This is a genomic window from Terrabacter carboxydivorans (genome assembly GCF_039532035.1).
In the GTDB taxonomy this organism is placed as follows: domain Bacteria; phylum Actinomycetota; class Actinomycetes; order Actinomycetales; family Dermatophilaceae; genus Terrabacter; species Terrabacter carboxydivorans.
Genome location: NZ_BAAARE010000016.1, coordinates 63,542 through 89,754, shown reverse-complemented (window position 1 = coordinate 89,754; position 26,213 = coordinate 63,542). Strand labels below are relative to the sequence as shown.

General features: G+C 71.9%; 20 protein-coding genes. 15 read left to right on the top strand and 5 right to left on the bottom strand.

The genetic code is table 11. The features are described from left to right. Nucleotides 1-27: 27 nt before the first annotated feature. The 6 genes from ABD297_RS17280 (at nt 28) to ABD297_RS17255 (ending at nt 11,104) form a co-directional block, all read left to right on the top strand. Nucleotides 28-1,011 carry an oxamate carbamoyltransferase subunit AllH family protein gene (locus ABD297_RS17280; RefSeq protein WP_344256296.1) on the top strand — a complete coding sequence of 328 codons (984 nt, stop codon included), beginning with the start codon at nt 28-30 and terminating at the stop codon, nt 1,009-1,011. Further along, complete coding sequence (locus ABD297_RS17275) at nt 1,004-4,036, top strand: bifunctional FdrA/YlbE family protein (RefSeq protein ID WP_344256295.1); 3,033 nt, start codon at nt 1,004-1,006, stop codon at nt 4,034-4,036. Before ABD297_RS17280 ends, ABD297_RS17275 begins: the two co-directional genes overlap by 8 nt. A 52-nt stretch (nt 4,037-4,088) precedes the next feature. Further along, nucleotides 4,089-5,720, top strand: coding sequence for a N,N-dimethylformamidase beta subunit family domain-containing protein (locus ABD297_RS17270; RefSeq protein WP_344256293.1), 1,632 nt, complete (start codon nt 4,089-4,091; stop codon nt 5,718-5,720). 104 nt (nt 5,721-5,824) lie between these two features. Then, nucleotides 5,825-7,723, top strand: coding sequence for an ABC transporter transmembrane domain-containing protein (locus ABD297_RS17265; protein ID WP_344256292.1), 1,899 nt, complete (start codon nt 5,825-5,827; stop codon nt 7,721-7,723). Beyond that, on the top strand, nt 7,720-9,747 hold the full coding sequence (locus tag ABD297_RS17260; RefSeq protein WP_344256291.1) for an ABC transporter ATP-binding protein: 2,028 nt from the start codon (nt 7,720-7,722) through the stop codon (nt 9,745-9,747). Before ABD297_RS17265 ends, ABD297_RS17260 begins: the two co-directional genes overlap by 4 nt. Before the next feature lie 97 nt (nt 9,748-9,844). Further along, entirely contained in the window at nt 9,845-11,104 is a 1,260-nt protein-coding gene (locus ABD297_RS17255) for an NAD(P)/FAD-dependent oxidoreductase (protein ID WP_344256290.1), read from the top strand. 60 nt (nt 11,105-11,164) lie between these two features. Here the strand turns inward: ABD297_RS17255 and ABD297_RS17250 are convergent, their stop codons facing one another. Beyond that, nucleotides 11,165-11,947 carry an FkbM family methyltransferase gene (locus ABD297_RS17250; protein WP_344256289.1) on the bottom strand — a complete coding sequence of 261 codons (783 nt, stop codon included), beginning with the start codon at nt 11,945-11,947 and terminating at the stop codon, nt 11,165-11,167. 107 nt (nt 11,948-12,054) lie between these two features. Between ABD297_RS17250 and ABD297_RS17245 the strand changes: the two genes are divergently transcribed. From ABD297_RS17245 to ABD297_RS17235, 3 genes are read left to right on the top strand one after another with little or no spacing between them, the layout of a single operon-like run. Beyond that, nucleotides 12,055-12,918: a bifunctional methylenetetrahydrofolate dehydrogenase/methenyltetrahydrofolate cyclohydrolase gene (locus ABD297_RS17245; RefSeq protein ID WP_344256288.1), complete on the top strand. Its 864-nt coding sequence runs from the start codon at nt 12,055-12,057 to the stop codon at nt 12,916-12,918. Nucleotides 12,919-12,927: 9 nt separating this feature from the next. Continuing rightward, nucleotides 12,928-13,248, top strand: a complete 321-nt coding sequence (locus ABD297_RS17240) for a DUF3017 domain-containing protein (protein ID WP_330476563.1) — start codon at nt 12,928-12,930, stop codon at nt 13,246-13,248. Between the two features lie 10 nt (nt 13,249-13,258). After that, nucleotides 13,259-14,212, top strand: coding sequence for a glycosyltransferase (locus tag ABD297_RS17235; RefSeq protein WP_344256287.1), 954 nt, complete (start codon nt 13,259-13,261; stop codon nt 14,210-14,212). A gap of 78 nt (nt 14,213-14,290) precedes the next feature. On the opposite strand, the gene ABD297_RS17230 is transcribed toward ABD297_RS17235, so the two are convergent. The 3 genes from ABD297_RS17230 to ABD297_RS17220 all read right to left on the bottom strand — a co-directional run bounded on the left by ABD297_RS17230 (nt 14,291) and on the right by ABD297_RS17220 (nt 16,941). Then, complete coding sequence (locus tag ABD297_RS17230) at nt 14,291-15,280, bottom strand: malate dehydrogenase (RefSeq protein WP_344256286.1); 990 nt, start codon at nt 15,278-15,280, stop codon at nt 14,291-14,293. Between the two features lie 168 nt (nt 15,281-15,448). Next, nucleotides 15,449-16,294: a hypothetical protein gene (locus ABD297_RS17225; RefSeq protein WP_344256285.1), complete on the bottom strand. Its 846-nt coding sequence runs from the start codon at nt 16,292-16,294 to the stop codon at nt 15,449-15,451. After that, nucleotides 16,291-16,941: a SatD family protein gene (locus ABD297_RS17220; RefSeq protein ID WP_344256284.1), complete on the bottom strand. Its 651-nt coding sequence runs from the start codon at nt 16,939-16,941 to the stop codon at nt 16,291-16,293. Before ABD297_RS17220 ends, ABD297_RS17225 begins: the two co-directional genes overlap by 4 nt. 136 nt (nt 16,942-17,077) lie before the next feature. Between ABD297_RS17220 and ABD297_RS17215 the strand changes: the two genes are divergently transcribed. Together ABD297_RS17215 and ABD297_RS17210 are read left to right on the top strand one after the other, a co-directional pair. After that, entirely contained in the window at nt 17,078-18,697 is a 1,620-nt protein-coding gene (locus ABD297_RS17215; protein WP_344256283.1) for a DUF1800 domain-containing protein, read from the top strand. 8 nt (nt 18,698-18,705) lie between these two features. Next, nucleotides 18,706-20,034, top strand: a complete 1,329-nt coding sequence (locus ABD297_RS17210) for a DUF1501 domain-containing protein (RefSeq protein WP_344256281.1) — start codon at nt 18,706-18,708, stop codon at nt 20,032-20,034. Nucleotides 20,035-20,041: 7 nt separating this feature from the next. On the opposite strand, the gene aqpZ is transcribed toward ABD297_RS17210, so the two are convergent. Continuing rightward, nucleotides 20,042-20,866, bottom strand: a complete 825-nt coding sequence (gene aqpZ / locus ABD297_RS17205) for an aquaporin Z (protein WP_344256280.1) — start codon at nt 20,864-20,866, stop codon at nt 20,042-20,044. 364 nt (nt 20,867-21,230) lie between these two features. On the opposite strand from aqpZ, the gene ABD297_RS17200 reads away from it, so the two are divergent. From ABD297_RS17200 to ABD297_RS17185, 4 genes are read left to right on the top strand one after another with little or no spacing between them, the layout of a single operon-like run. Then, a complete protein-coding gene (locus tag ABD297_RS17200) occupies nt 21,231-22,991 on the top strand; it encodes a polysaccharide biosynthesis protein (protein ID WP_425581190.1) in 1,761 nt (586 codons plus the stop codon). After that, nucleotides 22,988-24,121, top strand: coding sequence for a DegT/DnrJ/EryC1/StrS family aminotransferase (locus tag ABD297_RS17195; RefSeq protein WP_344256279.1), 1,134 nt, complete (start codon nt 22,988-22,990; stop codon nt 24,119-24,121). The genes ABD297_RS17200 and ABD297_RS17195 overlap by 4 nt, the downstream gene beginning before the upstream one ends. Before the next feature lie 2 nt (nt 24,122-24,123). Further along, nucleotides 24,124-24,747 (top strand): sugar transferase, encoded by a 624-nt coding sequence (locus tag ABD297_RS17190; protein WP_344256319.1) that lies wholly within the window; start codon nt 24,124-24,126, stop codon nt 24,745-24,747. A 49-nt stretch (nt 24,748-24,796) separates the two neighbouring features. Beyond that, nucleotides 24,797-26,212: a lipopolysaccharide biosynthesis protein gene (locus ABD297_RS17185; protein ID WP_344256278.1), complete on the top strand. Its 1,416-nt coding sequence runs from the start codon at nt 24,797-24,799 to the stop codon at nt 26,210-26,212. Nucleotide 26,213 lies beyond the last annotated feature (1 nt).

Genomic DNA, 26,213 nt, shown 5'->3' with positions numbered 1-26,213 from the left:
GGGCGTGCCGAGCCGGCGGAGGTGCGGATGGGCGAGGGTCTCGACGTGACGCTGCTGCCCGGCGCCGTGTCGCCGCTCGTCGCCGCCGAGGTGGCGGGTGAGCCCCGCCGCCGCCGGGTGCTCGCGGCCTTCCCGACGTGCCTCTACCTCGAGCTCGGCGCGCACGAGCGGGTGCTCGCGGTGCTCGCCTCCGACGCCGTCGCGCTGCCCATCGGGATCCGTCTCGCCCGGCCGTCGACCGACGTCCGCTGGGGCGTCGAGGCAGGTGACCACGTCGTCGTGGGGGAGGGGCGGGTGCACCTCCCGCGGGCCGACGTCGTCGCCGCTCGCCTGCAGCGACCGGCGCGGGTGCGTCCGGCGCCGCGCGGCTCCCACGGTGACGACGCCCTCCCGGAGCCCGGGGTCCTCGGCGAGCTGGCCCACGACCTGACGGCCGCGGCGCTCGCGGGCCGCGCCGTCGACCAGGGCGTCCGCGGCCTCGTCGGCGTTGGGCGCGGCCTGACGCCCAGCGGTGACGACGCGCTCTGCGGCGTGCTGCTCACCCTCGCCGCCGTCGACCTGGCCGAGTCGCGCGCTGCCCTGTCGTCGGTGCGCACCGCCGTGCGCGGCGTGCTGCCGTCGACGACGAGCCTGTCGGCCGCCCTTCTCGTCGCCGCCGGGACGGGGTATGCCGTCCCGGACGTCGCGCGCCTCGTCACCCTCGTCGCCGGGGCCGGGTCGACCAACCGGCACGAGGAGCCGGAAGCCGGCTTTCCGGGCGGTTCGGCCGGTTCGGTCCGGCCGGTCGACCCGCCGGACGGGACGATCCTGCGTCTCGTGGACCGGGTGCTCGCCATCGGGCACTCCTCCGGCCGCGACCTGCTGTCCGGCGTCAGCGGCGCGCTGCGTGCCGCTGACGCCCACCTGTCGACCGCGCGACCGCGACCCGACGACGACCACGTCCGCAACCCCCCAACGCAACCCCGACCGCAACCCCGACCACAACCCCACGAAGGAGCCCACCGTGGCTGACCACGTCGAGCTGAGAACCGGTGCCTACCTCGACTCCGTGACCCTGATGCAGGTCTCGCGCACCGTCGCCGCCGCCCCCGGCGTCGAGGCCGCCCAGGTGGCGATGGCGACGGAGCTGAATCTCGAGGTCATCCGCGGGATGGGCTTCGAGGTGCCGCCGTCGGCGCCCAACGACCTCGTGGTCGCGATCCGTGGCGACGAGGCCGGCATCGCGGCGGGACAGGCGGCGCTGGAAGCGGCGCTCAGCCAGAACCGTTCTGCTGCCGGCGGTTCCGGCGGTCTGGGCGAGGCGCCTGCCGCCCGGACCCTGGGCGGCGCGATCCGCCTCTCGGGCGCGGACCTGGCGCTCGTGTCGGTGCCCGGCGAGCACGCTGTGACCGAGGCGCTCGACGCCGTGCGGGCCGGGGTGTCGGTCATGGTCTTCTCCGACAACGTCCCGGTCGAGGACGAGGTCCGGCTCAAGGACGCCGCCGCCGCGGCGGACGTGCTCGTCATGGGCCCGGACTGCGGCACCGCCGTCGTCGGCGGTGTGGCGCTCGGCTTCGCCAACGTCGTCCGGCCGGGGTCCGTAGGTCTCGTCGCCGCGTCGGGCACGGGTGCGCAGCAGGTCATGTGCCTGCTCGACGCCGCCGGCGTCGGCATCAGCCACTGCCTCGGCGTCGGTGGCCGGGACCTGTCGTCCGCCGTCGCCGCCCGCTCGACCAGGCAGGCGCTCGCCGCCCTCGCCGCCGACCCGGAGACGACGTCGGTCGTCGTCGTGTCCAAGCCCCCGGCCCCGGAGGTGCTTGCCGACCTCGAGTCGTATGCCGCGTCGCTGCGCAAGCCGGTCCACTGGGCGACACTCGGGGCGGGTCGCCCCGACCTCACGGCTGCTGTCGAGTCCGTCCTCGCAGGCACCGGACACGACGTGCCCGAGCAGTGGCGCTTGTGGGGCCCCGCGGACTCCGACTCCGCGGCGTCGGCGGCTGCCCCGACCGCGGGGGACCCTGCGGCGCAGGGCGGCTCGCTGCGTGGCCTCTTCTGCGGCGGGACGCTTGCCGACGAGGCGATGCTCGTCGCGCGCGAGGTGCTCGGTGACATCAGGTCCAACATCCCGCTGCGGCCCGAGCTCGCTCTCGGTGCCGACCTGCGTGACCCCGGGCACGTCGTCATCGACTTCGGTGACGACGCCCTGACCCAGGGCCGCGCCCACCCGATGATCGACCCGTCCCTGCGGCTCGAGCGCATCGCGGCGGAGGCCGCCGACCCGACCTGTGGCGTGCTGCTGCTCGACCTCGTGCTCGGCCACGGCGCGCACGCCGACCCGGCCCCCGAGCTCGCCGACGCGATCAGCGCGGCCCGCGCGACTGCGGCCGCAGACGGTCGCCACCTCGACGTCGTCGTGTCACTGACCGGCTCGGAGGGCGACCCCCAGGGCCTCGAGGCCAGTGCCGCACGGCTCGTCCAGGCCGGCGCCCTCGTCGGGCTGTCCAACGCCGCGGCCACGCGCGAGGCACTCCTCCTGCTCGGCCACGACGTGAACGCCCCTGCGCACCCGACGGTCGACACGGCACACGCGAGCGGGCAGGGCCACGCGGACACCGGCAGCGAGCCGCTCCACGGGCTGCTCACGCGCGACGTCTCAGTCGCTGCGGCTGGGGTCTCGCTCTTCTCGGACGCCCTTCGCGCGCAGGCCGTCTCGGTCACCGAGGCCGCGTGGCAGCCCCCGATGGCAGGCACTGCGGGTGACCTCGGTCGGGTGCTCGCCGACTCCCGCCGCGACGCCGCCAACGCGGAGGCACTGCGTCGGATGACGGCGGCCGGCGCCGACCTCGTCGACGTGCGCCCGGCCCACGAGGCGCTCGGTCTGGAGCGCGGCACCTTCCTGCACGCCGGCCCGCCCATCGAGTTCTCCCGTGCCTCAGGGCCGCTCAAGGGCGCGCTCATCGGCGCCATGCTCTTCGAGGGTCTCGCCGACACGGCGGAGGAGGCCGAGGCGAAGCTCGAGAAGGGCGACGGGATCACCCTCGAGCCGTGCCACCACCGCGACGCCGTCGGTCCGATGGCCGGGGTCATCAGCCCCTCGATGTGGGTCTACGAGCTGCGCGACGAGGTCCACGACAACACGTCGTGGTGCTCGCTCAACGAGGGGCTCGGCAAGGTGCTGCGCTACGGCGCCTACGGTCCCGAGGTCATCGACCGGCTGCGGTGGATGAACACCGTGCTCGGGCCGATCCTCCAGCAGGCCGTGCGCGCCCGGGTCGAGCAGCAGGGCTCGATCGACATCAAGGCGGTCATCGCCCAGATGCTCCAGATGGGCGACGAGGGCCACAACCGCAACCGGGCCGGCTCGCTCATGCTGCTGCGCGAGCTGCTGCCGACGATGATCACGGCCGACGCGTCGTCCACCGACATCGCCGAGGCGGTGCGCTTCTCCGGCGCGAACGAGCACTTCTTCCTCAACCTCGGAATGCCGGCCTGCAAGCTGAGCACCCTTGCCGCCCATGGCATCCCGGGCTCCTCGGTTGTGACGACCATGGCTCGCAACGGCACCGACTTCGGCATCCGCGTGTCGGGCACGGGCGACGCCTGGTTCACCGGGCCGGCCAACACGCCGGAGGGGCTCTTCCTCGGCTCCTACGGTCCCGAGGACGCGAACCCCGACATCGGCGACTCGGCGATCACCGAGACGGCCGGCATCGGCGGCTTCGCCATGGCGGCCGCACCGGCGATCGTGAAGTTCGTCGGCGGCGACGTGCCGTTCGCGCTCCGGGCCACGCAGACGATGTACGAGATCACGGTGGGGGAGCACACGGCATACCAGGTCCCGATCCTCGAGTTCCGTGGGACGCCGACCGGCATCGACGTCACGGCGGTGGCGCGGACCGGCATCCTGCCCCAGATCAACACCGGGATGGCGGGGCGCGTCGCGGGCACGGGCCAGGTCGGCGCGGGGCTCGTGACGCCGCCGGCGGAGTGCTTCACCCAGGCTCTGTCGGCACTGGCCGCGCGGACCGACGAGAACGGCTCCGGGCAGGCGCGCTGACCCGTCGGTCCCTGCGGCTTTCGCTCAGACAGTCCTCCTAGGCTCTCGGGTCATGGGGGAGACGAGCGGGCCGCAGGGGCCCCACGGGCCGTCACGGCGCACGGTCCTGGCCGGGGCGGGAGCCCTGGCGCTCGGAGCCTGCACCAGCGGCAGCCCGTCGCCGTCCGCCACTGCAGGAGTGGGGACGGCCAGCCCCTCGCCGTCCGGCGACGCGACGACCACGGCGGGCACGACGCCCTCCCGGACGGGGACGATCTCCGGAGGCCCCGGCTGGGTGCGCGCCGAGAACGCCCGACCCGGCACGACCGCGTGGCGCATCGACCAGGCACACCTCGCCTCGGAGACCGAGCTGGCGGGCTACACCGACACGGTGAGCGTGCTGCCCGGCGACTCCTTCGGGCTGCACCTCAGCTCGGCCCTCGGCCCGGTGACGGTCCGGGCCTACCGGCTCGGTCACTACGCCGGTGCCGGGGCGCGTGAGGTCTGGGCCTCGGACCCCGTCGCCGCCACCAAGCGGCCGAGCCCGACCACGGACGCCCTGCACACGGTGCGGTGCAGCTGGCCCGAGTCGCTCCGCGTCCCGACGACGGGGTGGCCCGAGGGCAGCTACCTGCTGCGGCTGCAGGCGGGGGGCCGGGCGAGGTACGTGCCGATGGTCGTCCGGTCCCGCGCTACGGCAGGCCGGCTCGTGCTCGTCTCGGCCGTCGCCACGCACCAGGCCTACAACCAGTGGGGCGGCCACTCCCTCTACAAGGGGCCTGACCAGAGCTTCGCGACGCGGGCCGCGGCCGTGTCGTTCGAGCGCCCCTACGACCGCAACGGCGCGCCGCTCGTCCTCGCCTACGAGCAGGGCGTGGTCCTCGTGGCCGAGAGCCTCGACCTCGACCTCGCCTACGTCACCTCGTGGGACCTGCACCACGAGCCGGACCTGCTCGCCGGCGCCCGCGGCGTGGTCTCTCCCGGGCACGACGAGTACTGGACGCTGCCCATGCGCCGGCACGTCGAGGCGGCGAGGGACGCCGGGGTGAACCTCGGCTTCCTCGGCGCCAACGCCGTCTACTGGCGCGCCCGCTTCTCCGGCGACGGCCGGCTCCTCACCTGCTACAAGTCCGCGACGGCCGACCCGCAGCAGGGCAGCGCCGAGACCACGGCGCAGTGGCGGCAGTCCCCGCACCCCGACCCCGAGAACTCCCTGACCGGCATGCTCTACGAGGCGTTCCCCGCCGAGGCCGACCTCGTCGTCCACGACGCCGACTTCTTCCTGCTCGCCGGCACGGGCGCGGCCCGCGGTGACACGTATGCCGGCCTCGTCGCCACCGAGATCGACCGCGCCTACCCGGTGGCCGGAACCCCGACCAACCTGCAGGTCGTGGCGCACTCGCCCGTGCCCCAGGCCGGCAAGCCCGACACCCACTCGGACCTCACCTACTACTCCGCTCCCGGTGGCGCCGGGGTCCTGTCGGTGGGGACGCTGGCGTGGACGGCCGGACTACGCGGTGCTCACGCGAGGCCGCGCATCGACGGGCGGGCCGCCACCTTCGCCCGGACGGTGACGACCAACCTCTTTCGCGCGATGGCCGACGGGCCGATGGGGCGCGCGCACCCCGCTCGCGGCAACCTCGCCGCGATCGGTGCCTCGCCGAGCACGCGCACCGGCACCGGAGGACCGGTGGCCTCGGCCTAGGTCGGAGGCGTCTCGAGGCCCGTCGTGGGCGCCCGTACGCCCCGGGCGAACCGCCGGAAAATGGGTGGGGACGTGTCGGTGCACCCACCTAGGGTGGACAGGCCATGCGAGACTTTCCGCCCGAGACCCGGGCCTACACCGACCGCGGCGCCGACGCGCCCGACACCCGCTCGCCGCGGGCCTTCCTCTGGTGGATGGTGCGGCAGAACGGTGGCCTGTTCTGGGTCGGCCTGCTCGTGGCGCTCATCTGGATGGTGCCCCAGACCGTGGGGCCCTGGATGGTCGGGCGCGCCATCGACACCGGCATCGTCGCCGGCGACTCGGCGGCGACCACGCGCTGGGTGCTCGCCCTGGCGGCGGTCACGGTGTTCGGCGCGGCGAGCGGCATCGCCTTCCACACCGTCATCGTGCGCGAGTGGCTCATCGCCCTCTACGGCACGACCAAGCTCGTCACGCGCAAGGCGCTCCAGCTCGGTCACGTCCTGACCCGGCGCACCCCGACCGGCGAGGTGCTCTCCGTCTCGGGCAGCGACGGCGACCAGTTCGGCGCGCTCATGGAGATCACGACGCGGGCGCTCTCGCAGCTGGCCGCCTACCTCGTCGTGGCTGCGATCGTGCTCAGCACCTCGGTGCGCATGGGGGTGCTCGTCCTCGTGTCGGCGCCGCTGCTCGTCCTGCTCGGCACGCCGCTGCTCCGGCCGATGCAGCGCTGGCAGGGCGTCGAGCGCTCGCGCAACTCGGAGCTGACGTCGATGGCGACCGACATCGTGGGCGGCCTGCGCATCCTGCGAGGCATCGGCGGCGAGGAGACGTTCGGCGGCAACTACGCCGCGCAGTCTCAGCGCGTCCGCCAGTCGGGCGTCTCGGCGGGGCGGTGGCTCGCCGCCGTCGAGTCGGTCGGGGTGCTGCTCTCCGGCGGGTTCGTCGTGGCCCTGATGTGGCTCGGCACGCGCGAGGTCGCCCAGGGCCGGCTCTCGGTCGGGCAGCTCGTCAGCTTCCTCGGCTACGGCCTCTTCCTCATCCAGCCGATGCGCACCTTCGTGGAGTTCGCCCAGAAGTGGACCCGCTCGGTGGTCTCTGCGCGCAAGGCGATCGCCGTCTTCTCGCAGCGACCGCCGTGGGTGCACCCGGACGAGCCGGCAACGCTCGACACCGCCGCCGTCATCGTCGACGCCGAGTCCGGGGCGAGCATCCGCCCCGGCGTCCTGACCATGGTCGTCTCGGCCGTGCCCGACGACTCGGCCGCGCTCGCCGACCGGCTCGGCCGCTACCTGCCCAGCGAGGAGGGGGCGCTCGTCAGCGACGAGATCCCCGAGGACCTCAAGGGCCGGGCGGCGCGACGTGAGCGCTCCGCCCGCGCGCTGGCCCGTGAGGAGCAGGCGCGCCGCGACGAGGAGCGTGCCCGGCAGCCGTGGGGCGTCACCGTCGGCGGGGTCGACCTCTCCCGGGTCGAGCTCGAGGACGTGCGTCGTCACATCCTCGTCAGTGACACCTCGCCGCAGGTGTTCGCCGGGACGCTGCGCTCCGCCGTCGACCCGCTCGGCCGGCTGACCCGCGAGCAGGCCGAGCGCGCCCTCCACACCGCGGCAGCCGACGACGTCTTCGACGCGCTGCCCGGTGGCTGGCAGGGCGAGCTGGAGGAGCGCGGTCGGGGACTCTCCGGTGGCCAGCGCCAGCGGCTCGTGCTCATGCGCGCCCTGGCCGCCGACTCCGACATCCTCGTCCTGGTCGAGCCCACCTCGGCCGTCGACGCCCACACCGAGGCCCGCATCGCCGCCCGCCTCGGCGAGCACCGCAGCGGCCGCACGACGGTCGTCATGACCGCCTCGCCGCTGCTGCTCCACCACGCGGACGAGGTCATCCTGCTCGAGTCGGGGGTGGCCAGCGCCCGCGGGCGCCACGCCGACCTGCTGAGGGACTCGGCGGCCTACCGCTCGGTGGTGGTCCGCGGCGGCGACGCCGACCCGTCCGCCCTCTCGCACCCCTCGGAGGAGTCCTCATGAGCCGCGCCGACAGCACGGTCGAGACGACCGGCGCCGGAGCAGGCCACCCCACGCCGTCGACCTCCCCGGGCTGGGTCTCGCCGCTGCCCGAGGAGCTGGCCGCCGAGTCGGCGCGCACGTGGGACGCCGCCACGACCGCCCCCGCGGTGCCGGAGGAGCTGCACCCGCCCGAGACCGCGTCGGTCGTCGAGCGCATCGCCGCCCTCCGCCGTCGTCACCTGCTCCGTGAGCGCCGGGCGCAGGAGTTCGTCGCCGACACGATGAACGCCCGCACCGGCCTGCCCATCGCCGACAACCGTCGGGTCGTCCGCTTCCTCGGCGGCCTCCTGTCGCAGGAGCGGATGCTCGTTGTCGCCGTCATCGTCGCCAACGCGCTGGCCGCGACCGCCGGCTTGCTCGTCCCGCGCCTGCTCGGCGAGCTCGTCGACTCGACCGTCGCCGACGTCCAGGCGGGCCGCGTCGACGCTGCGCTCGCCGGCGCCAACTCTGCGGCGCTCCTCGTCGCCGGCCTCGTCGTCGTCCAGAGCACCTTCACGCTCGCGGCTAAGTTCTCGTCGACGGTGCTGGGCCAGAGCGTGCTCGCCACGGCCCGCGAGTACATCGTCCGGGCGATCCTGCGCCTGCCGCTGTCCCGGGTCGAGAGCGCGAGCTCCGGAGACCTCGTCACGCGCGTCACCCGTGACGTCGGCACGATGAGCGAGAGCGTGCGCTGGGCCCTTCCCGAGGCGATCGTCGCCAGCATCACGGTCGTCCTGACGCTCGTCGCCATGGTGAGCAACTCGGCGCTGCTGTCGATCCCGTCGATCGTGCTCATGTCGCTCGCGCTGTTCCAGGTCCGCCGCTACCTCGCACGGGCACCTAAGGGCTACCTCACGGAGGGCGGCACCTACTCCCGCATCAACACCGCGCTCACCGAGACGGTCGAGGGCGCGCGCACCGTCGAGGCGCTCGGTCTTTCGGGGCACCGGCTGCGCCGCGGCGACGAGGACATCGAGGTCTCGGGGCAGGCCGAGCGCTACACGATGACGCTGCGCAACCTGCTCTTCGTCGTCATGGACGTCGCCTTCAGCCTCCCGCGCGTGCTCGTGCTCCTGCTCGGGGCCATCGGGTATGCCGAGGGCTGGGCCACGCTCGGACAGATCACCACCGCGATCCTCTACACCGAGGCGCTCTGGGGCCCGTTCGACATGCTCGTGCACACGGTCGACCGCGTGCAGGTCGGCATCGCCTCGACGACACGTCTGCTCGGCATCGCGACCGTCCCGCCCGACCGCGAGTCCGCCGACGACCGCCCGACCGGGCCCGAGCTCGTCGGCACCGACCTGCGCTATGCCTACCGCGCAGGCCACGACGTGCTGCACGGGATCGACGTCGACCTCAGCACCGGCGAGCGTCTCGCCATCGTTGGTCCGAGCGGCTCGGGCAAGTCCACCCTGGGCCGCCTGCTCTCGGGCATCCACGGTCCTCGCACCGGGTCGGTGACCGTCGGCGGCGTCGAGCTGACGTCCCTGCCCCTCGACGCGCTGCGCACCGAGGTCGCCCTCGTGACGCAGGAGCACCACGTATTCATCGGGTCGGTGCGCGACAACGTCGTGCTCGCACGCGAGGGTTCCTCGGACGAGCAGGTCCGCGAGGCGCTCCGGGCCGTCGACGCGCTCGACTGGGTCGAGCGCCTGCCCGACGGGCTCGACACCAAGCTGGGTTCGGGGCACCAGGTGCTGACGCCGGGCCGCGCCCAGCAGATCGCGCTCGCCCGGCTCATCCTCGCCGACCCGCACACGATCGTCCTCGACGAGGCGACCTCCCTCATCGACCCGCGCACGGCCCGTCACCTCGAGGGCTCGATGAACGCCCTGCTCACGGGCCGCACCGTCGTGGCGATCGCGCACCGGCTGCACACGGCGCACGACGCCGACCGCATCGCGGTCGTCATCGACGGCCAGGTCGCCGAGCTCGGGAGCCACGACGAGCTCGTCGTCCGCGACGGGGAGTATGCCGCCCTCTGGCGCGCCTGGACCTCCTGACCCTCCGGGGAACCACCGTCGCAACCCGCCGCACCCACTCGAGTGAGTGGGCGCGGCGGGTCTCGACGGGCACGGGCTCGCGTGTGAAGGTGTGCACATGAGCACTGACACGGACGGGCAGCAGGGGCGCACGGCATACGTCATCGTCGGCGGGGGTCTGGCGGCGGCCAAGGCCGTCGAGGGCATCCGCGAGAGCGACACGGAGGGCGCGATCGTCCTCGTCGCAGAGGAGGACCGGCTGCCCTACGAGCGGCCGCCGCTGTCCAAGGCGGTGCTCAAGGGAGAGGACGAGGTGGAGACCGCCTTCACCCACGACCGCGACTGGTACTCCGACCAGAAGGTCGACCTGCGCCTCGGCACGCCGGCCACGTCCCTCGACGCCGAGCAGCACGCGCTGACCTTGGCCGACGGCCAGACCCTCTCCTACGACAAGCTGCTCATCGCCACCGGTTCGTCGGCGCGGGCCCTCGACGTGCCGGGCGCCGACCTCGACGGAGTGCTCTACCTCCGCGAGATGCAGGAGTCCGAGGCGCTCAAGGCGCGCTTCAAGGGCGGCGCCCGCATCGTCGTCGTCGGCGCCGGGTGGATCGGTCTCGAGGTCGCGGCGGCGGCGCGCGACGCCGGTTGCGACGTCACCGTCATCGAGCCGCAGGCAGCCCCGCTGCTCGGGGTCATGGGCGAAAAGGTCGGCGGCTGGTTCGCCGAGCTGCACCGCGGCCACGGCGTCGAGTTTCGGTTCGGCGAGGGCGTCGAGCGCATCGAGGGCGAGACGTCGGTGACCGGCGTCGTCACCAAGTCCGGCGACACCCTGCCGGCCGACGCGGTCGTCGTGGGCGTCGGCATCACCCCGAACACCGGTCTCGCCGAGGGCGCCGGCATCGACACGGCCAACGGCATCACCACCGACGAGGCGCTGCGCACCTCCGCCGAGGGTGTGTGGGCCGCCGGTGACGTGGCGAGCTGGCGCAGCACCACGCTCGACACCCACGTCCGGGTCGAGCACTGGGCCAACGCCAACGACGGTGGTCTCGCGGCCGGCCGCTCGATGACGGGCCAGGACGTCACCTACGACCCGATCCCGTTCTTCTTCTCGGACCAGTACGACATCGGGCTGGAGTACGCCGGCTACGTCCCTCGCGGGAGCGACGCGGAGGTGCTGCTGCGCGGCGAGCCGTCGAGCAACGAGTTCATGGCCTTCTGGGTCGTGCCCGAGGGCGACGGCGTGCGTGTGCTGGCCGGCATGCACGTCAACGTCTGGGACACCATCGACGACGTGCAGCGGCTGGTGCGCGACCGCACGGTCGTGGACCGCGAGCGTCTCACCGACCCGAAGGTCCCGCTCGGCGACCTGAAGTGACCTGAGCCCTGCCGGCGGCCCGCGACGCCTCGGTCCCCGTCAGGGTCCCGGCGGCGTGGGTCAGCCGGCGGTCCCGGCCTGCGCGGGGGAGCGCCGGACCCACAACCCGTCCATCTGGACGATCTCGTGGGTCTCGGGGTCGGTGAAGCCGCGGGTCAGGGTCACGGGGGTGAAGCCGCTCGCGCGCAGCCGGGCCAGCATGTCCTCGATGAGGATCTGGCCGGTGTAGAGCGGGATCAGGCTCAGCTCCGCCTCGACGGCCACCGCGCGGGCGAGCGTCTCGGGGCCGCCGTCGAGCACGGCGCCCTCGTAGCCCTGGACGTCGAGCTTGACGAGCGTGGGCACTCCGTCGTCGGCGAGGGCGAAGGAGTCGAGCGTCCTGACCGGGGTGACCACCTGCTGCTCGGTGTCCTCGGCCATGAAGGTGTAGTCGGCGCCGCCGTCGGGCTGCAGGAGCGAGGTGCTGAGCCCGTCGACGGTGATCCGCAGCCTGGCGTCGCCCGCGGCGGGGCCCAGGGCACAGGTCTCGACGGTCCACCGGTCGTCCGCGGCGGCGCGACGCTTCAGCTCGTCGGAGGCGGCCGGGTTGGGCTCGAAGCTGACGATCTGACCCGCGTAGCCCAGGGAGCGCACGTGCGTGGCGTACTGGCCGACGTTCGCGCCGACGTCGACGATGCGGGCCACCCCGAGCTGGGCGATGAGCCGCGACCGGTGCGCGTCGAGGGAGTGGTAGAGCGGCTCGACGCGCAGCCCGACCGGCTCGAGTGCCCGCTGCGCGAGCGCGCGCCGTGCCGTCCGGTCGCCTCGTGCCGCCTGGAGGGCGAGGCTCGGTGTGCGGGTCATGGGCGCGTGCTCCTTCGCGTCGACGAACGTCGAGCCATTGAACCAGCCGGGGGCGGTGCGGCGACGGAGTTCCCGGAGGTCCGGGCCGGGGTGGCAGGATGTCCACCGTGACGGCACAGATCCTCGACGGCAAGGCCACCCTCAAGGCGATCAAGGTGGAGCTGACCCAGCGGGTCGCCCGCCTGCGCGAGCAGGGGGTCGTGCCGGGTCTCGGCACCGTCCTCGTCGGGGACGACCCGGGCAGCCACTGGTACGTCAACGCCAAGCACAAGGACTGCGCCGAGCTCGGCATCACGAGCCTGCGCCGCGACCTGCCGGCCACGGCCACGCAGGCCGAGGTCGAGGCCGCGATCGACGAGCTCAACGCCGACCCGGCGTGCACAGGCTTCCTCGTGCAGCAGCCGACCGGCCTCGACGAGATGGCCCTGCTGTCGCGCGTCGACCCGTCCAAGGACGTCGACGGGCTGCACCCGATGAACCTCGGCTGGCTCGCGCTCGGCAAGCACGCGCCGCTGCCGTGCACGCCGATGGGCTGCATCGAGCTGCTCCGCCGCCACGAGGTCCCGATCGCCGGCGCCAAGGTCGTCGTCATCGGCCGTGGGCTGACGGTGGGCCGTCCGCTCGGCCTCATCCTCACGCGCAAGAGCGAGAACGCCACCGTGACGCTGTGCCACACCGGCACCAAGGACCTCGCGGCAGAGGTGCGCCAGGCCGACATCGTCATCGCGGCAGCCGGCGTGCCCGGCATCGTCACCAAGGACATGGTCAAGCCCGGCGCTGCCGTGCTCGACGTCGGTGTCAGCCGCGTCGACGGCAAGATCGCCGGCGACGTGGCGCTCGACGTCGCCGAGGTGGCCGGCTGGGTCAGCCCCAACCCCGGCGGGGTCGGCCCGATGACGCGCGCCATGCTGCTCACCAACATCGTCGAGGCAGCCGAGGCCTCGGTCGCGCCGGCCACGCCCGGCGCCTGAGCGGCCGCGATGCAGTGGCGGGGTAGCGGCTTCGTCGTCCTCAGCTGGTGGTACCTCGTCGCGGGCATCGCTGCCGCCGGCGTGCTCGTCATCGGCTTCGTCGACGTGCGGTGGGGCGGGCGCATCGTCGCCGCGGCCTTCCTCATCGGGGCGCTGATCCGGCTCGTGGCACGCCCGTCGCGCAAGGCCGGTGGCCTCAACGTGCGCTCCCGCACGCTCGACGTCGTCATCCTGCTCGCCCTGGGTCTCGGTGTGCTCCTCGCGTCGGCGACCGTCAACCTCCGCGCCGACGTGTCCGACCGCACCCCCGTCGGCCGCACCTCCCGCTGAGGCGACCGTCGTGCCGGCGCAGGGGCCAGCAAGGACCGAGGCGTTCGAGCACTTCCTGCTGACCCGCTTCAGCGCGGCGTTCAGGCCGGGGGCGCCGCCACAGGAGGACTGGCTGCGTTACCGGCTCGGCTTCTTCGTCGACGCCTGCTGGTCGTCGGTGCGCAGCCAGCAGGGGGCCGACTTCACGTGGCTCGTGCTCCTCGACGACCGCTGCCCCGACGACTTCCGGGCCGATGTCGAGACGCTCGCCCAGGGCACCTTCACGCCGATCTGGACCCACGAGCAGTGGAGCCCGTCGATCTTCGGCCGCGCCATCGCCGAGGCGCGACCGGCCGAGGCGGCGGGCCCAGCCACGGCGCCGTGGCTGCTCACGACGCGCCTCGACAGCGACGACGCCATCGCCCGGGACTTCATGGCGTCGGTGCAGCGCGAGTTCACCCCGACCGATGGGCTCTTCGTCGACTTCCCCCGCGGCATCCAGATCGACCGGAGCGGCGCGACCTACCGCTACGACCAGCTCTCGAGCCCGTTCCTCACCCTCGTGGAGCGGCGCCGACCCGACGCGGTGCCGAGCACGGTGTATGCCGCCCGGCACGCCCGCGCGCGCCAGTGGGGTCCCGTGCGGGAGGTGAGTGCGCCGCCGATGTGGGTGCAGGTCATCCACGGCGGCAACCTGCTCAACATGACGGTCGGTGCCCGGGTGTCACCCCGCGTCGTCAACGAGCGGTTCGACCTCGAGCTCGTCTACGACCGCGACGTGTCAGGCCCGAAGCTGCTGTGGCAGAAGGTCGCCCACCGGTTGCGGCTGGCTCGAGTCTGGGCGCAGCACCCCGGTGAGGCGACGAAGTGGGCCGAGGCGAAGTACTGGCGCATCCGCGGCACGCACGTGCGCCCGCGCAGTGACACGCCTCCGCTCACCGATGCACTCAAGGAGCGCGCCGCGCGACTGCGCCGGCGTCGCTGACACGGGCACACGGCATACGCAAAGAAGGACGCCGCTCACCTCGTGGTGGACGGCGCCCTTCGACGTGCGTGAAACGACTCAGATGAGGCCGAGACCCTTGACGGCGTCGCGCTCCTCGGCGAGCTCGGCGACGGACGCGTCGATCTTGCCGCGCGAGAAGTCGTCGATGTCGAGGCCCTGGACGATGCTCCAGGCGCCGTCCTTGACGGTCACGGGGAAGGAGGAGATGAGTCCCTCCTGCACGCCGTAGGAGCCGTCGGAGCGGACGGCCATCGAGACCCAGTCGCCGTCGGCCGTGCCCTGCACCCAGGTGCGGGCGTGGTCGATGGTCGCGGAGGCGGCCGACGCGGCCGAGCTCGCACCGCGGGCCTCGATGATGGCGGCGCCGCGCTTGGCGACGGTCGGGATGAACGTGCCGGCGAGCCAGTCCTGGTCGCCCACGGCCTCGGCGGCGTTGCGGCCACCGACCTCGGCGTGGAAGAGGTCGGGGTACTGCGTCGCGGAGTGGTTGCCCCAGATCGTCATCTTCTTGATCTCGGTGACCGGCACGCCGAGCTTGGCGGCGAGCTGGCTGATCGCGCGGTTGTGGTCCAGGCGCGTCAGGGCCGAGAAGCGCTCGGTGGGGATGTCGGGGGCGTTGCTCATGGCGATGAGCGCGTTGGTGTTGGCCGGGTTGCCGGTGACCGTGACCTTGATGTCGTCGGCCGCGACCTCGTTGAGCGCCTTGCCCTGCGGGGCGAAGATGCCGCCGTTGGCCTCGAGGAGGTCACCGCGCTCCATGCCCGGGCCGCGGGGGCGCGCGCCGACGAGGAGCGCGTGGTTGACGCCGTCGAAGACCTTCGTCGCGTCGTCGCCGATCTGGACGCCGGCGAGCGTCGGGAAGGCGCAGTCGTCGAGCTCCATGACGACACCCTCGAGCGCCTTGAGCGCCGGGGTGATCTCGAGCAGGCGCAGCTCCACCGGGGTGTCGGGCCCGAGCAGGGCACCGCTCGCGATGCGGAACAGGAGGCTGTAGCCGATCTGGCCGGCGGCGCCGGTGACGGCGACCTTGACGGGGGTAGTGCTCACAGGTAGGCCCTTCACATCGGTGTGTCGCTGGACGTTCCGACGCTATCAGTGGCTGTGTGCTCGGCTGGACGGGCGTCTGTGGTTGGTCGAAGGGTCACTGCGTGCGTATGCCGTGGGGCGTGACGACGATCACGCGCGGTCGCTGCGCGGTCGCTGCGTGGTCGCGTGTCAGGCGGTGAGGGCGAGGGAGCCGAGGGCGATGAGCCAGCTGACGAAGCTGCCGACGAGGAAGTACTCGGTGACGTCGTCGATGCCGGCCGGGCCACCCGGGTAGGAGCCGCCCGGGGCGGTGCCGGTGGCCGCGTTGCCGCGGGCGGCGGCCTGGATCTCGGGGAAGCGCAGCAGCCCCTTGGCGGCGATGACGAGGCCGGCCGCGCCGAACTCGCCGGCGACGCCGAGCCCGAGGATGACGAGCCGCTCCATCGGCCCGAGCAGGCGGCCACCCTTGAGCCGGTCGGCGGGCTGGCCCTGCGTCGGGGGAGCGGCGCGCCCGGTGAGGGAGGCGGCGGCCGCAGCAGCCGCGTGGGCGTCGGTGACGTCGGAGGGGCGCAGCGCGCCGATGGTGAGCAGCACGAGTCGCACGATGATGTTGGCCGTCGCGACGTTGAAGACGGCGAGGCCGGTGAGCAGCAGCACGCGCGCCACCGGCAGCGGACCGTGACCGGGCAGGTCGGCCCAGCTCAGCCACGTCGCGAGCGGGCCACCGGCAGGGGAAGCCGCGCCGGAGAAGGCGAGGAGCCCGACGACGATGCCGGCGAAGACGGCGAGGGCGGCGAGGGCTGCGCGCCCGGTCATCTGGGTGCGCCGGGACAGCTCGGCCCACGCGGCGCCCGCCGCGGCGGCAAGGAGGAGCGCGAGGAGGTCGACCCAGGAGCTCAGCCCGGCGAGCAGGGCGAGAGCGAGGATGACGACCGGCGCAGCGACGTGCCCGACGATGCGGCCACGCTGCCACGAGGTGGACCGGACGATGTCGCCGACCCCGATGCCGACGAGGACGACCGACAGCCAGGTCACGGCAGGACCCCGAGCGTCGCCATGGCCTCGAGGGCGACGCCGATGCCGTCGCGGCGCACGCGCTGCGACACGGCGGACGGGCTGATGCCGAGCCGGTCTGCGACGTCGTGCTGGGCGAGGCCGTGCATGAGTCCTCCGAGGATCTCGCGTGAGGTGGTCGACATGGAGCCAACCATGAAGTCCAGACAGTCGAGGGCGGCGCGCACGGCGGCGACGGTGGCCTCACCCTCGTCGGGGGCCACGTATGCCGTCCGCGACGTGCGCGTCTGCGCTCGCTGGGCGCGGTCCTCCGCGATGGTGATAGCCTCCCGGGCGGCCCAGTAGGCGGGGCCGTCGTGGATGCCGCGGACCGGGTCGAGGGTCGAGACGTCACCGCGCCCGAGGCCGAAGCGCACGTCGGCGAGGGGGTGCAGCTCGGCGCGCACGACGAAGCTGGCACGCAGCGCCTCGCCGAGCGTGGGGTAGACGCCCTGGAACTCGTCACCGACGGTGATGACGGCCGGGTCGTCGACGGGCACCTCGGTGTTGGCGCGGGCGATGGCGGCCTCGAAGGCGTCGTGCAACGCTTGGCGGTGTCGGTGGGTCCGCGACTCGACGATGTCGCCGATAAGCGCCACGGGTGAAGACATGGTCTCGACTTCAGGCATATGAAGATCATAACTTCACATGAGCCGAGTGAAGCCCTTCGCTTCAGAAATTCGCAAGGAAGTCGGGTGGCTCTCGGCGTGACTGAAATGTCCGATTCCCGCACCGGTGGGCGATCTGGTCCGTACCGTCAGGCGCATGGACGCGCACCTTCCCGACTCCCTGCCCGGAGCGTCGCCGGCGCGGCGACGCGTGCTCACCGGCCTGTCCGGGATCGGCGGCTCGGCCGCGCTCGCCATGGCCACGGCGACGAGCGCCTCGGCGGCACCCGCGTCAGCCACCACCTCGGCCTCCACCTCGGCCACCACCTCGGCCCCGGCCGCGATGGTGGCCGCTGCGACGACCGACCCGGTGCTGCACCTGCTGCGACGCGCCACCTTCGGTCCGACGCCGGCTCTCGTCGCGGAGGTGCGCGCGACGGGCACGACCGCCTGGCTCGACGCCCAGCTGGCGCCCCTGACCAAGGTCCCGGACGCGACGATGGACGCGGTGCTCCAGCGCTGGACGCGACTGGGCTGGAAGACGTGGGAGGTGCGAGAGTGTCTCGACGGCGGCGACCAGTGGACCGTGATGAACGACCTGCTCGAGTCGCACGTGGCGCGGGCCCTCTTCTCGCGCCGTCAGCTGCTCGAGACGGTCGTCGACTTCTGGACGAACCACCTCGTCGTCCCGGTGCCGAGCAGCGAGGTCTGGGACAGCTCGCACCTCTTCCAGCGTGACGTCATCCGGGCGCACGCGCTCGGGAAGTACTCCGACATGCTCAATGCGGCGGCCCGGCACCCGTCGATGCTCAAGGTCCTCGACAACGCCGACAGCACGAAGAAGGCGCCGAACGAGAACTACGGCCGCGAGCTGCTCGAGCTGCACACGGTCGGCATCGGCAGCTACACCGAGGCGGACGTGAAGATGTCGGCCCTGGCGCTGACCGGTCTCAGCGTGGACCTGGAGTCGGGGCTCTACTCGTACAAGCCGCAGCGCCGCTTCGTCGGGACCGTCAAGGTGATGGGCTGGAGCGACACCAACCTCGTCGCCGAGAACGGCAGCGCGGTGGCGACGAGCTACCTCAACTACCTCGCGAACCACCCGGCGACGGCCAAGCGCCTCGCGACGAAGCTCGTCATCCGCTACGTCTCGGACACGCCCCCGGCGACGCTCGTCAGCAAGCTCGCACAGGTCTACCTCGCCAACGGCACGGCCATCGCGCCGGTGCTGCGGGCGCTGTTCCTCTCGCCCGAGTTCGCGGCGTCGGCAGGCCAGAAGGTGCGCACCCCCTACGAGGACGCGCTCGCGTCGTGTCGCATCCTGGGGCTGACGCCCGAGCCGGTGCCCGCGGCCGGCGTCACCAGCGACCTGCGCAGCTTCGTGTGGCAGCTGAGCACCTTCGGGCAGGCGCCGATGGGCTGGCCCGCGCCGAACGGCTACCCCGACGTCGCGGCCGCGTGGAACGGCGCCTCGAGCACGCTCAACCGCTGGAACTTCCACCTCGGTCTCGCGGGCGGCTGGGCTCTCAAGGCGATGAAGCGTCCCGACGTGACGACGCTGGTGCCCTCACCCCTGCCGAGCACGTATGCCGTGCTCGTCGACGCGCTCGCCGCCAGGCTGCTCGTCACGTTGAGCACCGCGCAGCGCGACGCGATCTGCCGCTTCGTCGACCACGCGCCGGGCGATGCGCTCAGGGCGGGGGCCGCCGCCGTGACGTGGCGCCTGCCCTCGATCGTCGCGCTCCTGCTCGACTCCCCGAACTTCGCGACCCGCTGAGGAGCGTCATGACCAGCAACCCCGTCCACGCGACGTCGGCGGACTCCGTCGCCCCTCCGGAGGGCTGCGGCTGCCCGCAGGGCCAGGCCCTCACCTCCCAGGTGTCCCGTCGCACGCTGCTCGCCGGGGCGTCGGCACTCGGCGCGATCGGGGCCGTCGTGGGCGTCGCCGGGCCGAGTGCCGCCACGCAGCTCGCCTTCGCCGGCACGGCATACACCGGTGACACGATCGTCATCCTCAGCCTGCGCGGCGGCTTCGACGGGCTGTCGGCGGTCGCGCCGGTCGGGGACCCGGCCTACGCCGCTGCGCGGCCGACCATCGCGATCCCCGCGTCGCGGGCGATCAAGCTGGACGGGATGTTCGGGCTGCACCCGGCCCTCGCCCCGCTCAAGCCGATCTGGGACGCCGGCGGCCTGGCGGCCGTGCACGCGGTCGGGCAGGTCAACCCGACGCGGTCGCACTTCGAGGCCATGGCCACGATGGAGAACGCTGCTCCCGGCTCGTCCGTGCGCACCGGCTGGCTCGACCGCATGATCGGGCTCAGCGGGCCCGTGTCGACCTTCGCGTCCGCCGCCGTCGGGTCGGCGACGACGCCGCAGTCGATGATCGGGCCCAACCCCGAGGTCGCGGTGCGCACCGTCGATAGCTTCGCCCTCAGCGGTGCGAGCACGCCCGCGGAGGCGGCGCGCTGGACCACCGCCCTCAGCGCCTTGTATGCCGGGGCGCCCGCCACGCTGGCAGCCCCCGCCCAGGCGACCCTCGGGGCGCTCTCGACGATGTCGCCGCTCAAGGCGGCGGGCTACACCCCGGCCAACGGGGCGGCATACCCCAAGGGCGCCGTCGGCGACGCGCTCCGTGACCTCGCGCGGCTCATCAAGGCCCGCGTCGGGCTGCGGGCGGCCACCATCGATGTCGGCAACTGGGACATGCACTCCGGGCTCGGCACCAGCGACAACGGGTGGATGTTCCGCCAGCTCACCGAGCTGGGGCAGGCGCTCGCGGCCTTCAACCAGGACCTCGGCGCGCAGATGGGCGACGTCACGCTCGTGACGCTGAGCGAGTTCGGGCGCCGCGTCGCCCAGAACGGCTCGGGCGGCCTCGACCACGGGCACGGCAACGTCTCGCTCGTCATGGGTGGCGGCGTGCGCGGGGGCAAGGTCTACGGTCGGTGGCCGGGACTGGCGGCCGCCAACCTCGACAACGGTGACCTCGCCGGCACGACCGACTACCGCACGATCCTCGCCGAGGCGCTCGAGCAGCGGGCGAGGCTGTCGTCGTCGACGGTGTTCCCGCTGCTGGGACCGGACCGGCTCGGGATGTTCGCCGCGAAGGCCTGACCGCGGCTCAGTCGGTCGAGTCCACGTCGAGGATCGGGCGTCCCTCGGCGTCGACCGCGGCGTTCTCGACCATGTCGGTCGAGCCGCTGATGTCCATGGCGTCGCGTCGCTCGCCGGTGATCCACGCGAACGTCGTGCCGGCGATGAGGGCGCCGACGACCGGCGCCACCCAGAACGCCCAGAGCTGACCGGGAGCGCCGTTGCCGTTGAAGAAGGCGACAGCGGTCGAGCGGGCCGGGTTGATGGAGGCGTTGCTGATCGGGATGGCGACGAGGTGGGCGAGGAGCAGGCCGAAGCCGATCGCGAGCGGCGCGAAGCCCTTGGGGGCGTCGTCCTTGGTCGCGCCGAGGATGATGTAGACGAAGAACGCGGTCACGAGGGCCTCGACGATGAGCACGCCACCGAGCGCGAAGCCGCCGGGGGAGTGGTCGCCGAAGCCGTCGGCCGCCAGGTTGCCGGTGACGGGGCGGCCGGTCGAGGACAGCAGCCCCGCGAGCGCTCCTCCTGCCAGGAGGCCACCGACCAGCTGCGCGCCGACGTAGGCCGGGACGTCGCGCCACTCGAAGCGCTTCGCGACGGCGATGCCGATGGTGACGGCCGGGTTGAAGTGGGCTCCCGAGACGTGCCCCACGGCATACGCCATGGTCGTGACGGCGAGGCCGAAGGCGATGGCGACGCCGAGGTGGCCGATGCCCAGCTGGACCGACTGGCCGTCGAGGGCCTGCACGGCGAACTTCGCGTTGAAGATGGCCGACCCGCAGCCGATGAAGACCAGCCAGAAGGTCCCGAGGGCCTCGACCGCGAGGCGCGAGCTCATCTTGGGGGTGTACATCGGGCTCCTCCAGCGGGGTCGTCGAGGCCGAACCACCCGGGAGTCCCCCGGTGCTCGCAGCGTAGTGGACACCGCGTGTCGCGGCCCGGGAGCGGGCGCCAGGCCGCGCGCGACCCGTCCACGTACCCAACATGTCAGGAGGTATGCGCATTCACGGCTATCCTTCAGAAGCGGGCGGTTTGGCTGAAATGACACCTTGGGTGTCATTGGGCCGAGTTGTCGGGCTGGGGTCTGCGCGGTTGCCGCGACCTCACGACGCGTACGCGAAGTCAGGGACGTCAGGGAATTTGGTGAGTACAGGGTGACAGCACAGGTACGCAGGGCTCGTTGGGTCAGGCTCGGCTGGGCTGCAGTCGACGCCCTCATGTGGTTCGTGATGCTGTTCGCAGCGCTGTGGATCCGGCTCGACTTCACCGTGGACGACTCCTACCTGCGCGGCGCCGCCACCTTCGCCCTTGCGGCGATGGTCGGCCAGCTGCTGGTGGGCTATCTCGTCGGGCCCTACTCGATCAGCCACGTCCTCGGCTCCTTCGAGGAGGTCGTCGAGCTGACCACGACGACGCTCATCGTCACGGTCGTGCTCTTCCTCTGGTCCCTGATGGTGAGTCCGCCTGTCATCCCCCGGGGCGTTCCGCTGACTGCCGGTGCACTGGCGATCGCGACGATGTTCGCCGTCCGGTTCGTCGTGCGTACCGTGCGCTCCCACAAGGCCATGCAGACGGCAGCCGAACGGCGGGCCATCGTGCTCGGTGCGGGTGAGGCCGGTCGTCGCCTCCTGCGCAGCATGAAGTACGACGGCGCTGGCTCCTTCGTCGCCGTGGCTCTCCTCGACGACGACCCCTCGAAGCACCGCCTGCGGCTCGAGGGCCTGCGCGTCCGCGGGACGCGCGCCGACATCGCCTCGGTCGCGGAGCGCTTCGAGGCGGACACTCTCGTGCTGGCCCTGCCCAACGCCGAGGCGCCGACGCTGCGTGACCTGGCCGCCCGAGCGGCCGATGCGGGTCTCGACGTCGTCAGCCTGCCTCCGCTCAAGGACATCATGGGCGGACGACCGACCCCCAACGACCTGCGCGACCTGGACGTCGCCGACCTGCTGGGGCGCCGTCCCGTCGAGCTCGACACGACCGCGATCGCCGAGCAGATCTCCGGACGGCGCGTCCTGGTCACTGGAGCCGGTGGCTCCATCGGGTCCGAGCTGTGCCGGCAGATCGCACGCTTCGGTCCCTCGCGCCTCTTCATGCTCGACCGCGACGAGTCGGGACTCCAGGGAACTGAGATGAGCCTGTCCGGCCACGGGCTGCTCGACTCGGACGACCTGATCCTGGCCGACATCCGTGACCCGAAGGCGCTCGAAGAGGCCTTCGAGCGCGCCCGGCCGGAGGTCGTCTTCCACGCAGCCGCGCTCAAGCACCTTCCCCTGCTCGAGGCGCATCCCCTCGAGGCGTGGAAGAGCAACGTCATCGGCACGCTCAACGTCCTCACCGCCGCCGAAGCGGTGGGCGTCTCGACGTTCGTCAACATCTCCACCGACAAGGCCGCCAACCCGACGTGCGTCCTCGGCTACAGCAAGCGGCTCGCTGAGCGCCTGACCGCAGACTTCGCCCGTCGTGCCAGCGGCCGCTACGTGTCGGTCCGCTTCGGCAACGTGCTCGGCTCACGAGGTTCGGTCGTGCACGCGTTCACCGCACAGATCGAGATGGGCGGCCCGATCACGGTCACCCACCCGGACGTGCGCCGCTACTTCATGCTCATCCCGGAGGCGTGTCAGCTCGTGCTGGAAGCAGCGTCCATCGGGGTCGACGGCGAGGTCATGGTGCTCGAGATGGGCGAGCAGGTCAAGATCCTCGAGGTGGCACAGACGCTCATCCGGATGAGCGGCCGCAGGGACATCGACGTCGTCTTCACCGGGCTGCGCCCTGGTGAGAAGCTCGGTGAAGAGCTCTTCTCCCCGAACGAGGAGCGACGCAGCACCGACCATCCGCTCGTGGACAGCGTCGACGTTCCGTCGATGGCGGGTGAGGCGGTGCTGGAAACCACGTTCGAGTCCGCCGAGCACGGACGCGACTGGATGCAGCGCGAGTCCATGGTCCCAGCGCCGACCCGGGCGGAGGCGGTCCAGCGATGAGCCGCATCTACCTCTCCAAGGCCGAGGTCACCGAGGTCGAGGAGGCCTACGTCCTCGATGCCCTCCGATCCGGCTGGATCGCGCCGCTCGGACCGCACGTGGACGCCTTCGAAGCCTCCGTCGCCGAGAGGGTCGGAGTGGCCGGCGCTCTCGCTCTCTCGTCAGGGACGGCCGCACTGCATCTGGCGCTTCTTGACGCAGGCGTCGGACCGGGAACGCACGTCCCCGTCTCGAGCCTGACGTTCGCCGCGACCATCAACGCGATCCTCTACACGGGCGCCGAGCCCGTGCTGGTCGACTCGCAGCTCAGCGACGGCAACGTCGATGTGGACCTGATGGTGCACGCGGTGGACACGCTTCGTGAGGAGGGCAAGACGGTTCCGGCCGTCGTGCCGGTCGACCTCTTCGGGCGGTGCGTGGACTACTCGCGACTGCTCCCGCTGCTCGAGGAGCGTGGGGTGGTCGTCGTGGAGGACGCGGCCGAGGCACTCGGCGCCTCCCACGCCGGACGGGCTGCTGGCGCCTTCGGCCGCTCTGCGGCGTTGTCCTTCAACGGCAACAAGATCATGACGACGTCGGGTGGCGGCATGCTGCTCAGCGACGATCTGGAGCTGCTGGCCCGAGCCCGCTATCTGTCGACGCAGGCGCGCCAGCCGGTTCCGTGGTACGAGCACACCGACGTGGGCTACAACTACCGGATGTCCAACATCCTGGCGGCGTTGGGCCGCGGGCAGCTCGACCGGCTGGACGACATGATCGGCCGACGGCGCGAGATCCGTGACCTGTATGCAAAGGCGCTGGCACCCTACGGCGACATCCGGCTCCTGGGTCGTTCGGGAGAGGACACCGACGAGTTCGACAACTGCTGGCTCACCACGATCGTCATCGATCGGGACGGCCCAGGAGTGGCGGACGAGGTGATCTCCGCGCTCGGGGGGCAGGACATCGAGGCCCGCCACGTGTGGAAGCCGATGCACCTCCAGCCTGTCTACGCCCAGTACCGCTCGTTCGTCACAGGTACCTCGGACGACCTCTTCCGGACCGGCGTCACGCTCCCCAGCGGGGCTGGGCTCCGGGACGAGGAGATCGCGTTCGTCGTCGCGGCCCTGACGGCCCAGCTGGAGCGGTGACGATGCGTTGGCGCGTAGTCAAACGCGCGCTCGACCTCGTGGTGTCGCTGCTCCTTCTCCTCTTGAGCCTGCCGGTTCAGGCCGTGTTGGCGCTGATGGTGGCCCGCCGGCTGGGGCGTCCAGTGCTCTTCGAGCAGCCCAGACCTGGGCTCGGAGGACATCCCTTCATCTTGCGCAAGTTCCGCACGATGGTGCCGGTCAACCCGGCACTCGGTCTGGTCGACGACAGCGCGCGCATGACTGATTTCGGGCGCTGGCTCCGGTCCACGAGTCTGGACGAGCTGCCCACGCTCTGGAACGTGGTCCGGGGCGACATGTCCTTGGTGGGTCCGCGCCCCCTGTTGGTGGCCTATCTTCCGCTCTACACGCCCGAGGAAGCTCGCCGCCACGACGTCCGTCCGGGCGTCACGGGCCTGGCTCAGGTCTCCGGCCGGAATGCGATCTCGTGGGACGATCGGCTGCGACTGGACGTGGAGTACGTCGAACGCTCGAGCCTCGCGCTCGACCTCAAGATCCTCTGGCGGACACTGACGTCGGTCACCCGGCGGCAGGGCATCAGCGCACCGGACCACGACACCATGCCCCTGCTCACCCGACCGCTGCCCGAGAGCAGGTTTGACGCGTGACTCCGTCGGACAACGCCTTCGCCGTCATTGGCAGAAGCAGGGATCACGAGTGAAGACACGCACCGTCATCGGGTTCGCAGTGGGCCCGGTAGCTACTGCTCTGATCAGCCTGGTGGCCGTTCCAGCCGTCGCGTGGGCTTTCAGTCCAGAAGACGTAGCCAGATACAACCTGCTGCAGATCTTCGTCTCGTTCGGCGTTCTGTTTGCCACTCTGGGACTGGACCAGGGGTATGTGCGTCATTTCCATGAGGCGCCAGACCGGGCGGTCCTACTGCGCAGTTGCGTCATCCCGAGTGCCCTGCTCTTCATCGCAGTGGCACTGCCGTCGATGATCGTGTCCGAACCACTTGCGAATCTCTTCTTCGGGACGGCGGACGCACGGGTCTTTCCCGTGGCGTTGGCTTGCTGCGCCGCCGCGATCGTTTCGCGGTTCCTGTCCTTGATCCTGAGGATGGAGGAACGCGCGCTCGCGTTCTCGGCCAGTCAGCTCATCCCCAAAGCAGTCTTCCTGGTGGCCATCGGCCTGCTGGTGCTGCTGGCCGTGGACCGCGACTTTCTCAGCCTCTCGTACGCCTTGCTCTCGTCGTGGGTCGCCGTTGCGGTCATCACGGGGTGGAGTACCCGGGCGCATTGGCAACGGGCTTTACGGGTTCGGACAGATCGAGGCCTGGTCCGCGTCCTGATCCGGTACAGCGCACCGTTGATCTTCGCCGGGCTTGCCTACTGGGCTCTGACCGCGACCAGCGCCATGGCCCTGAGATACCTGTCCAGCCTCAGCGAGCTGGGTGTCTACTCAGTTGCCCTGACGTTCGCGGGCGCAGCAGTCGTGGTGCAGACCATCTTCTCCGTCGTATGGGCACCGGTGGTCTATCGCTGGGTCGCTGAGCGGTCCGACCTCGCACGAGTGGACACTGTCACCCAACAGGTGCTTGCAGTCGTCACTGTCGTCTTGGTCCTGGTCGGCTCGTTCTCGTGGGTTACCGACATCCTGCTGCCGCCCGCCTACAGCGACGTCAAGTACCTGGTGGTGGGGAGCATCCTGCAGCCGCTCCTGTACACGTTGTCTGAAGCAACAGGAATCGGAATCAACATCACACGCCGCACGGTGTGGTCAGTCTGGTGCACCCTTGGCGCGCTGGCCGTAAGTGGGGCGCTCAATGTTGCCCTCGTGCCGCATCTGGGCGCGAAGGGTGCAGTCATCGCGACGACCATCGCGTACTTCGTCTTCTTCGTAGGGCGCACCGAGGCGTCGGTACGCACTTGGCGGCCATCCCCGCGCGGCCGTCTGTATGCGGTCACCGCGTTGTCTGTCGCCGGCGCACTGATGACAGTCGTGTGGGGGCCGGAGACCGGTCGGTGGTACGCGGTCGGATGGGCGGCGATGATGCCACTCATCGTGTACGTCTTTCGAGACCAGTGGGGCGCCCTGCGGCGCCTTCGGAGCCCCGGAATGGTCGCGAGCTAAC

Bases quoted from the DNA above. Each gene is read 5' to 3' on its own strand.
- aqpZ (WP_344256280.1), bottom strand. From the start codon at position 20,866: ATGTACACCCCCAAGATGAGCTCGCGCCTCGCGGTCGAGGCCCTCGGG.
- ABD297_RS17200 (WP_425581190.1), top strand. From the start codon at position 21,231: ATGTGGTTCGTGATGCTGTTCGCAGCGCTGTGGATCCGGCTCGACTTC.
- ABD297_RS17280 (WP_344256296.1), top strand. From the start codon at position 28: ATGGGCGAGGGTCTCGACGTGACGCTGCTGCCCGGCGCCGTGTCGCCG.
- ABD297_RS17240 (WP_330476563.1), top strand. From the start codon at position 12,928: ATGCAGTGGCGGGGTAGCGGCTTCGTCGTCCTCAGCTGGTGGTACCTC.
- ABD297_RS17250 (WP_344256289.1), bottom strand. From the start codon at position 11,947: ATGACCCGCACACCGAGCCTCGCCCTCCAGGCGGCACGAGGCGACCGG.
- ABD297_RS17190 (WP_344256319.1), top strand. From the start codon at position 24,124: ATGCGTTGGCGCGTAGTCAAACGCGCGCTCGACCTCGTGGTGTCGCTG.
- ABD297_RS17215 (WP_344256283.1), top strand. From the start codon at position 17,078: ATGGACGCGCACCTTCCCGACTCCCTGCCCGGAGCGTCGCCGGCGCGG.
- ABD297_RS17260 (WP_344256291.1), top strand. From the start codon at position 7,720: ATGAGCCGCGCCGACAGCACGGTCGAGACGACCGGCGCCGGAGCAGGC.
- ABD297_RS17265 (WP_344256292.1), top strand. From the start codon at position 5,825: ATGCGAGACTTTCCGCCCGAGACCCGGGCCTACACCGACCGCGGCGCC.
- ABD297_RS17220 (WP_344256284.1), bottom strand. From the start codon at position 16,941: ATGCCTGAAGTCGAGACCATGTCTTCACCCGTGGCGCTTATCGGCGAC.
- ABD297_RS17255 (WP_344256290.1), top strand. From the start codon at position 9,845: ATGAGCACTGACACGGACGGGCAGCAGGGGCGCACGGCATACGTCATC.
- ABD297_RS17270 (WP_344256293.1), top strand. From the start codon at position 4,089: ATGGGGGAGACGAGCGGGCCGCAGGGGCCCCACGGGCCGTCACGGCGC.
- ABD297_RS17210 (WP_344256281.1), top strand. From the start codon at position 18,706: ATGACCAGCAACCCCGTCCACGCGACGTCGGCGGACTCCGTCGCCCCT.
- ABD297_RS17195 (WP_344256279.1), top strand. From the start codon at position 22,988: ATGAGCCGCATCTACCTCTCCAAGGCCGAGGTCACCGAGGTCGAGGAG.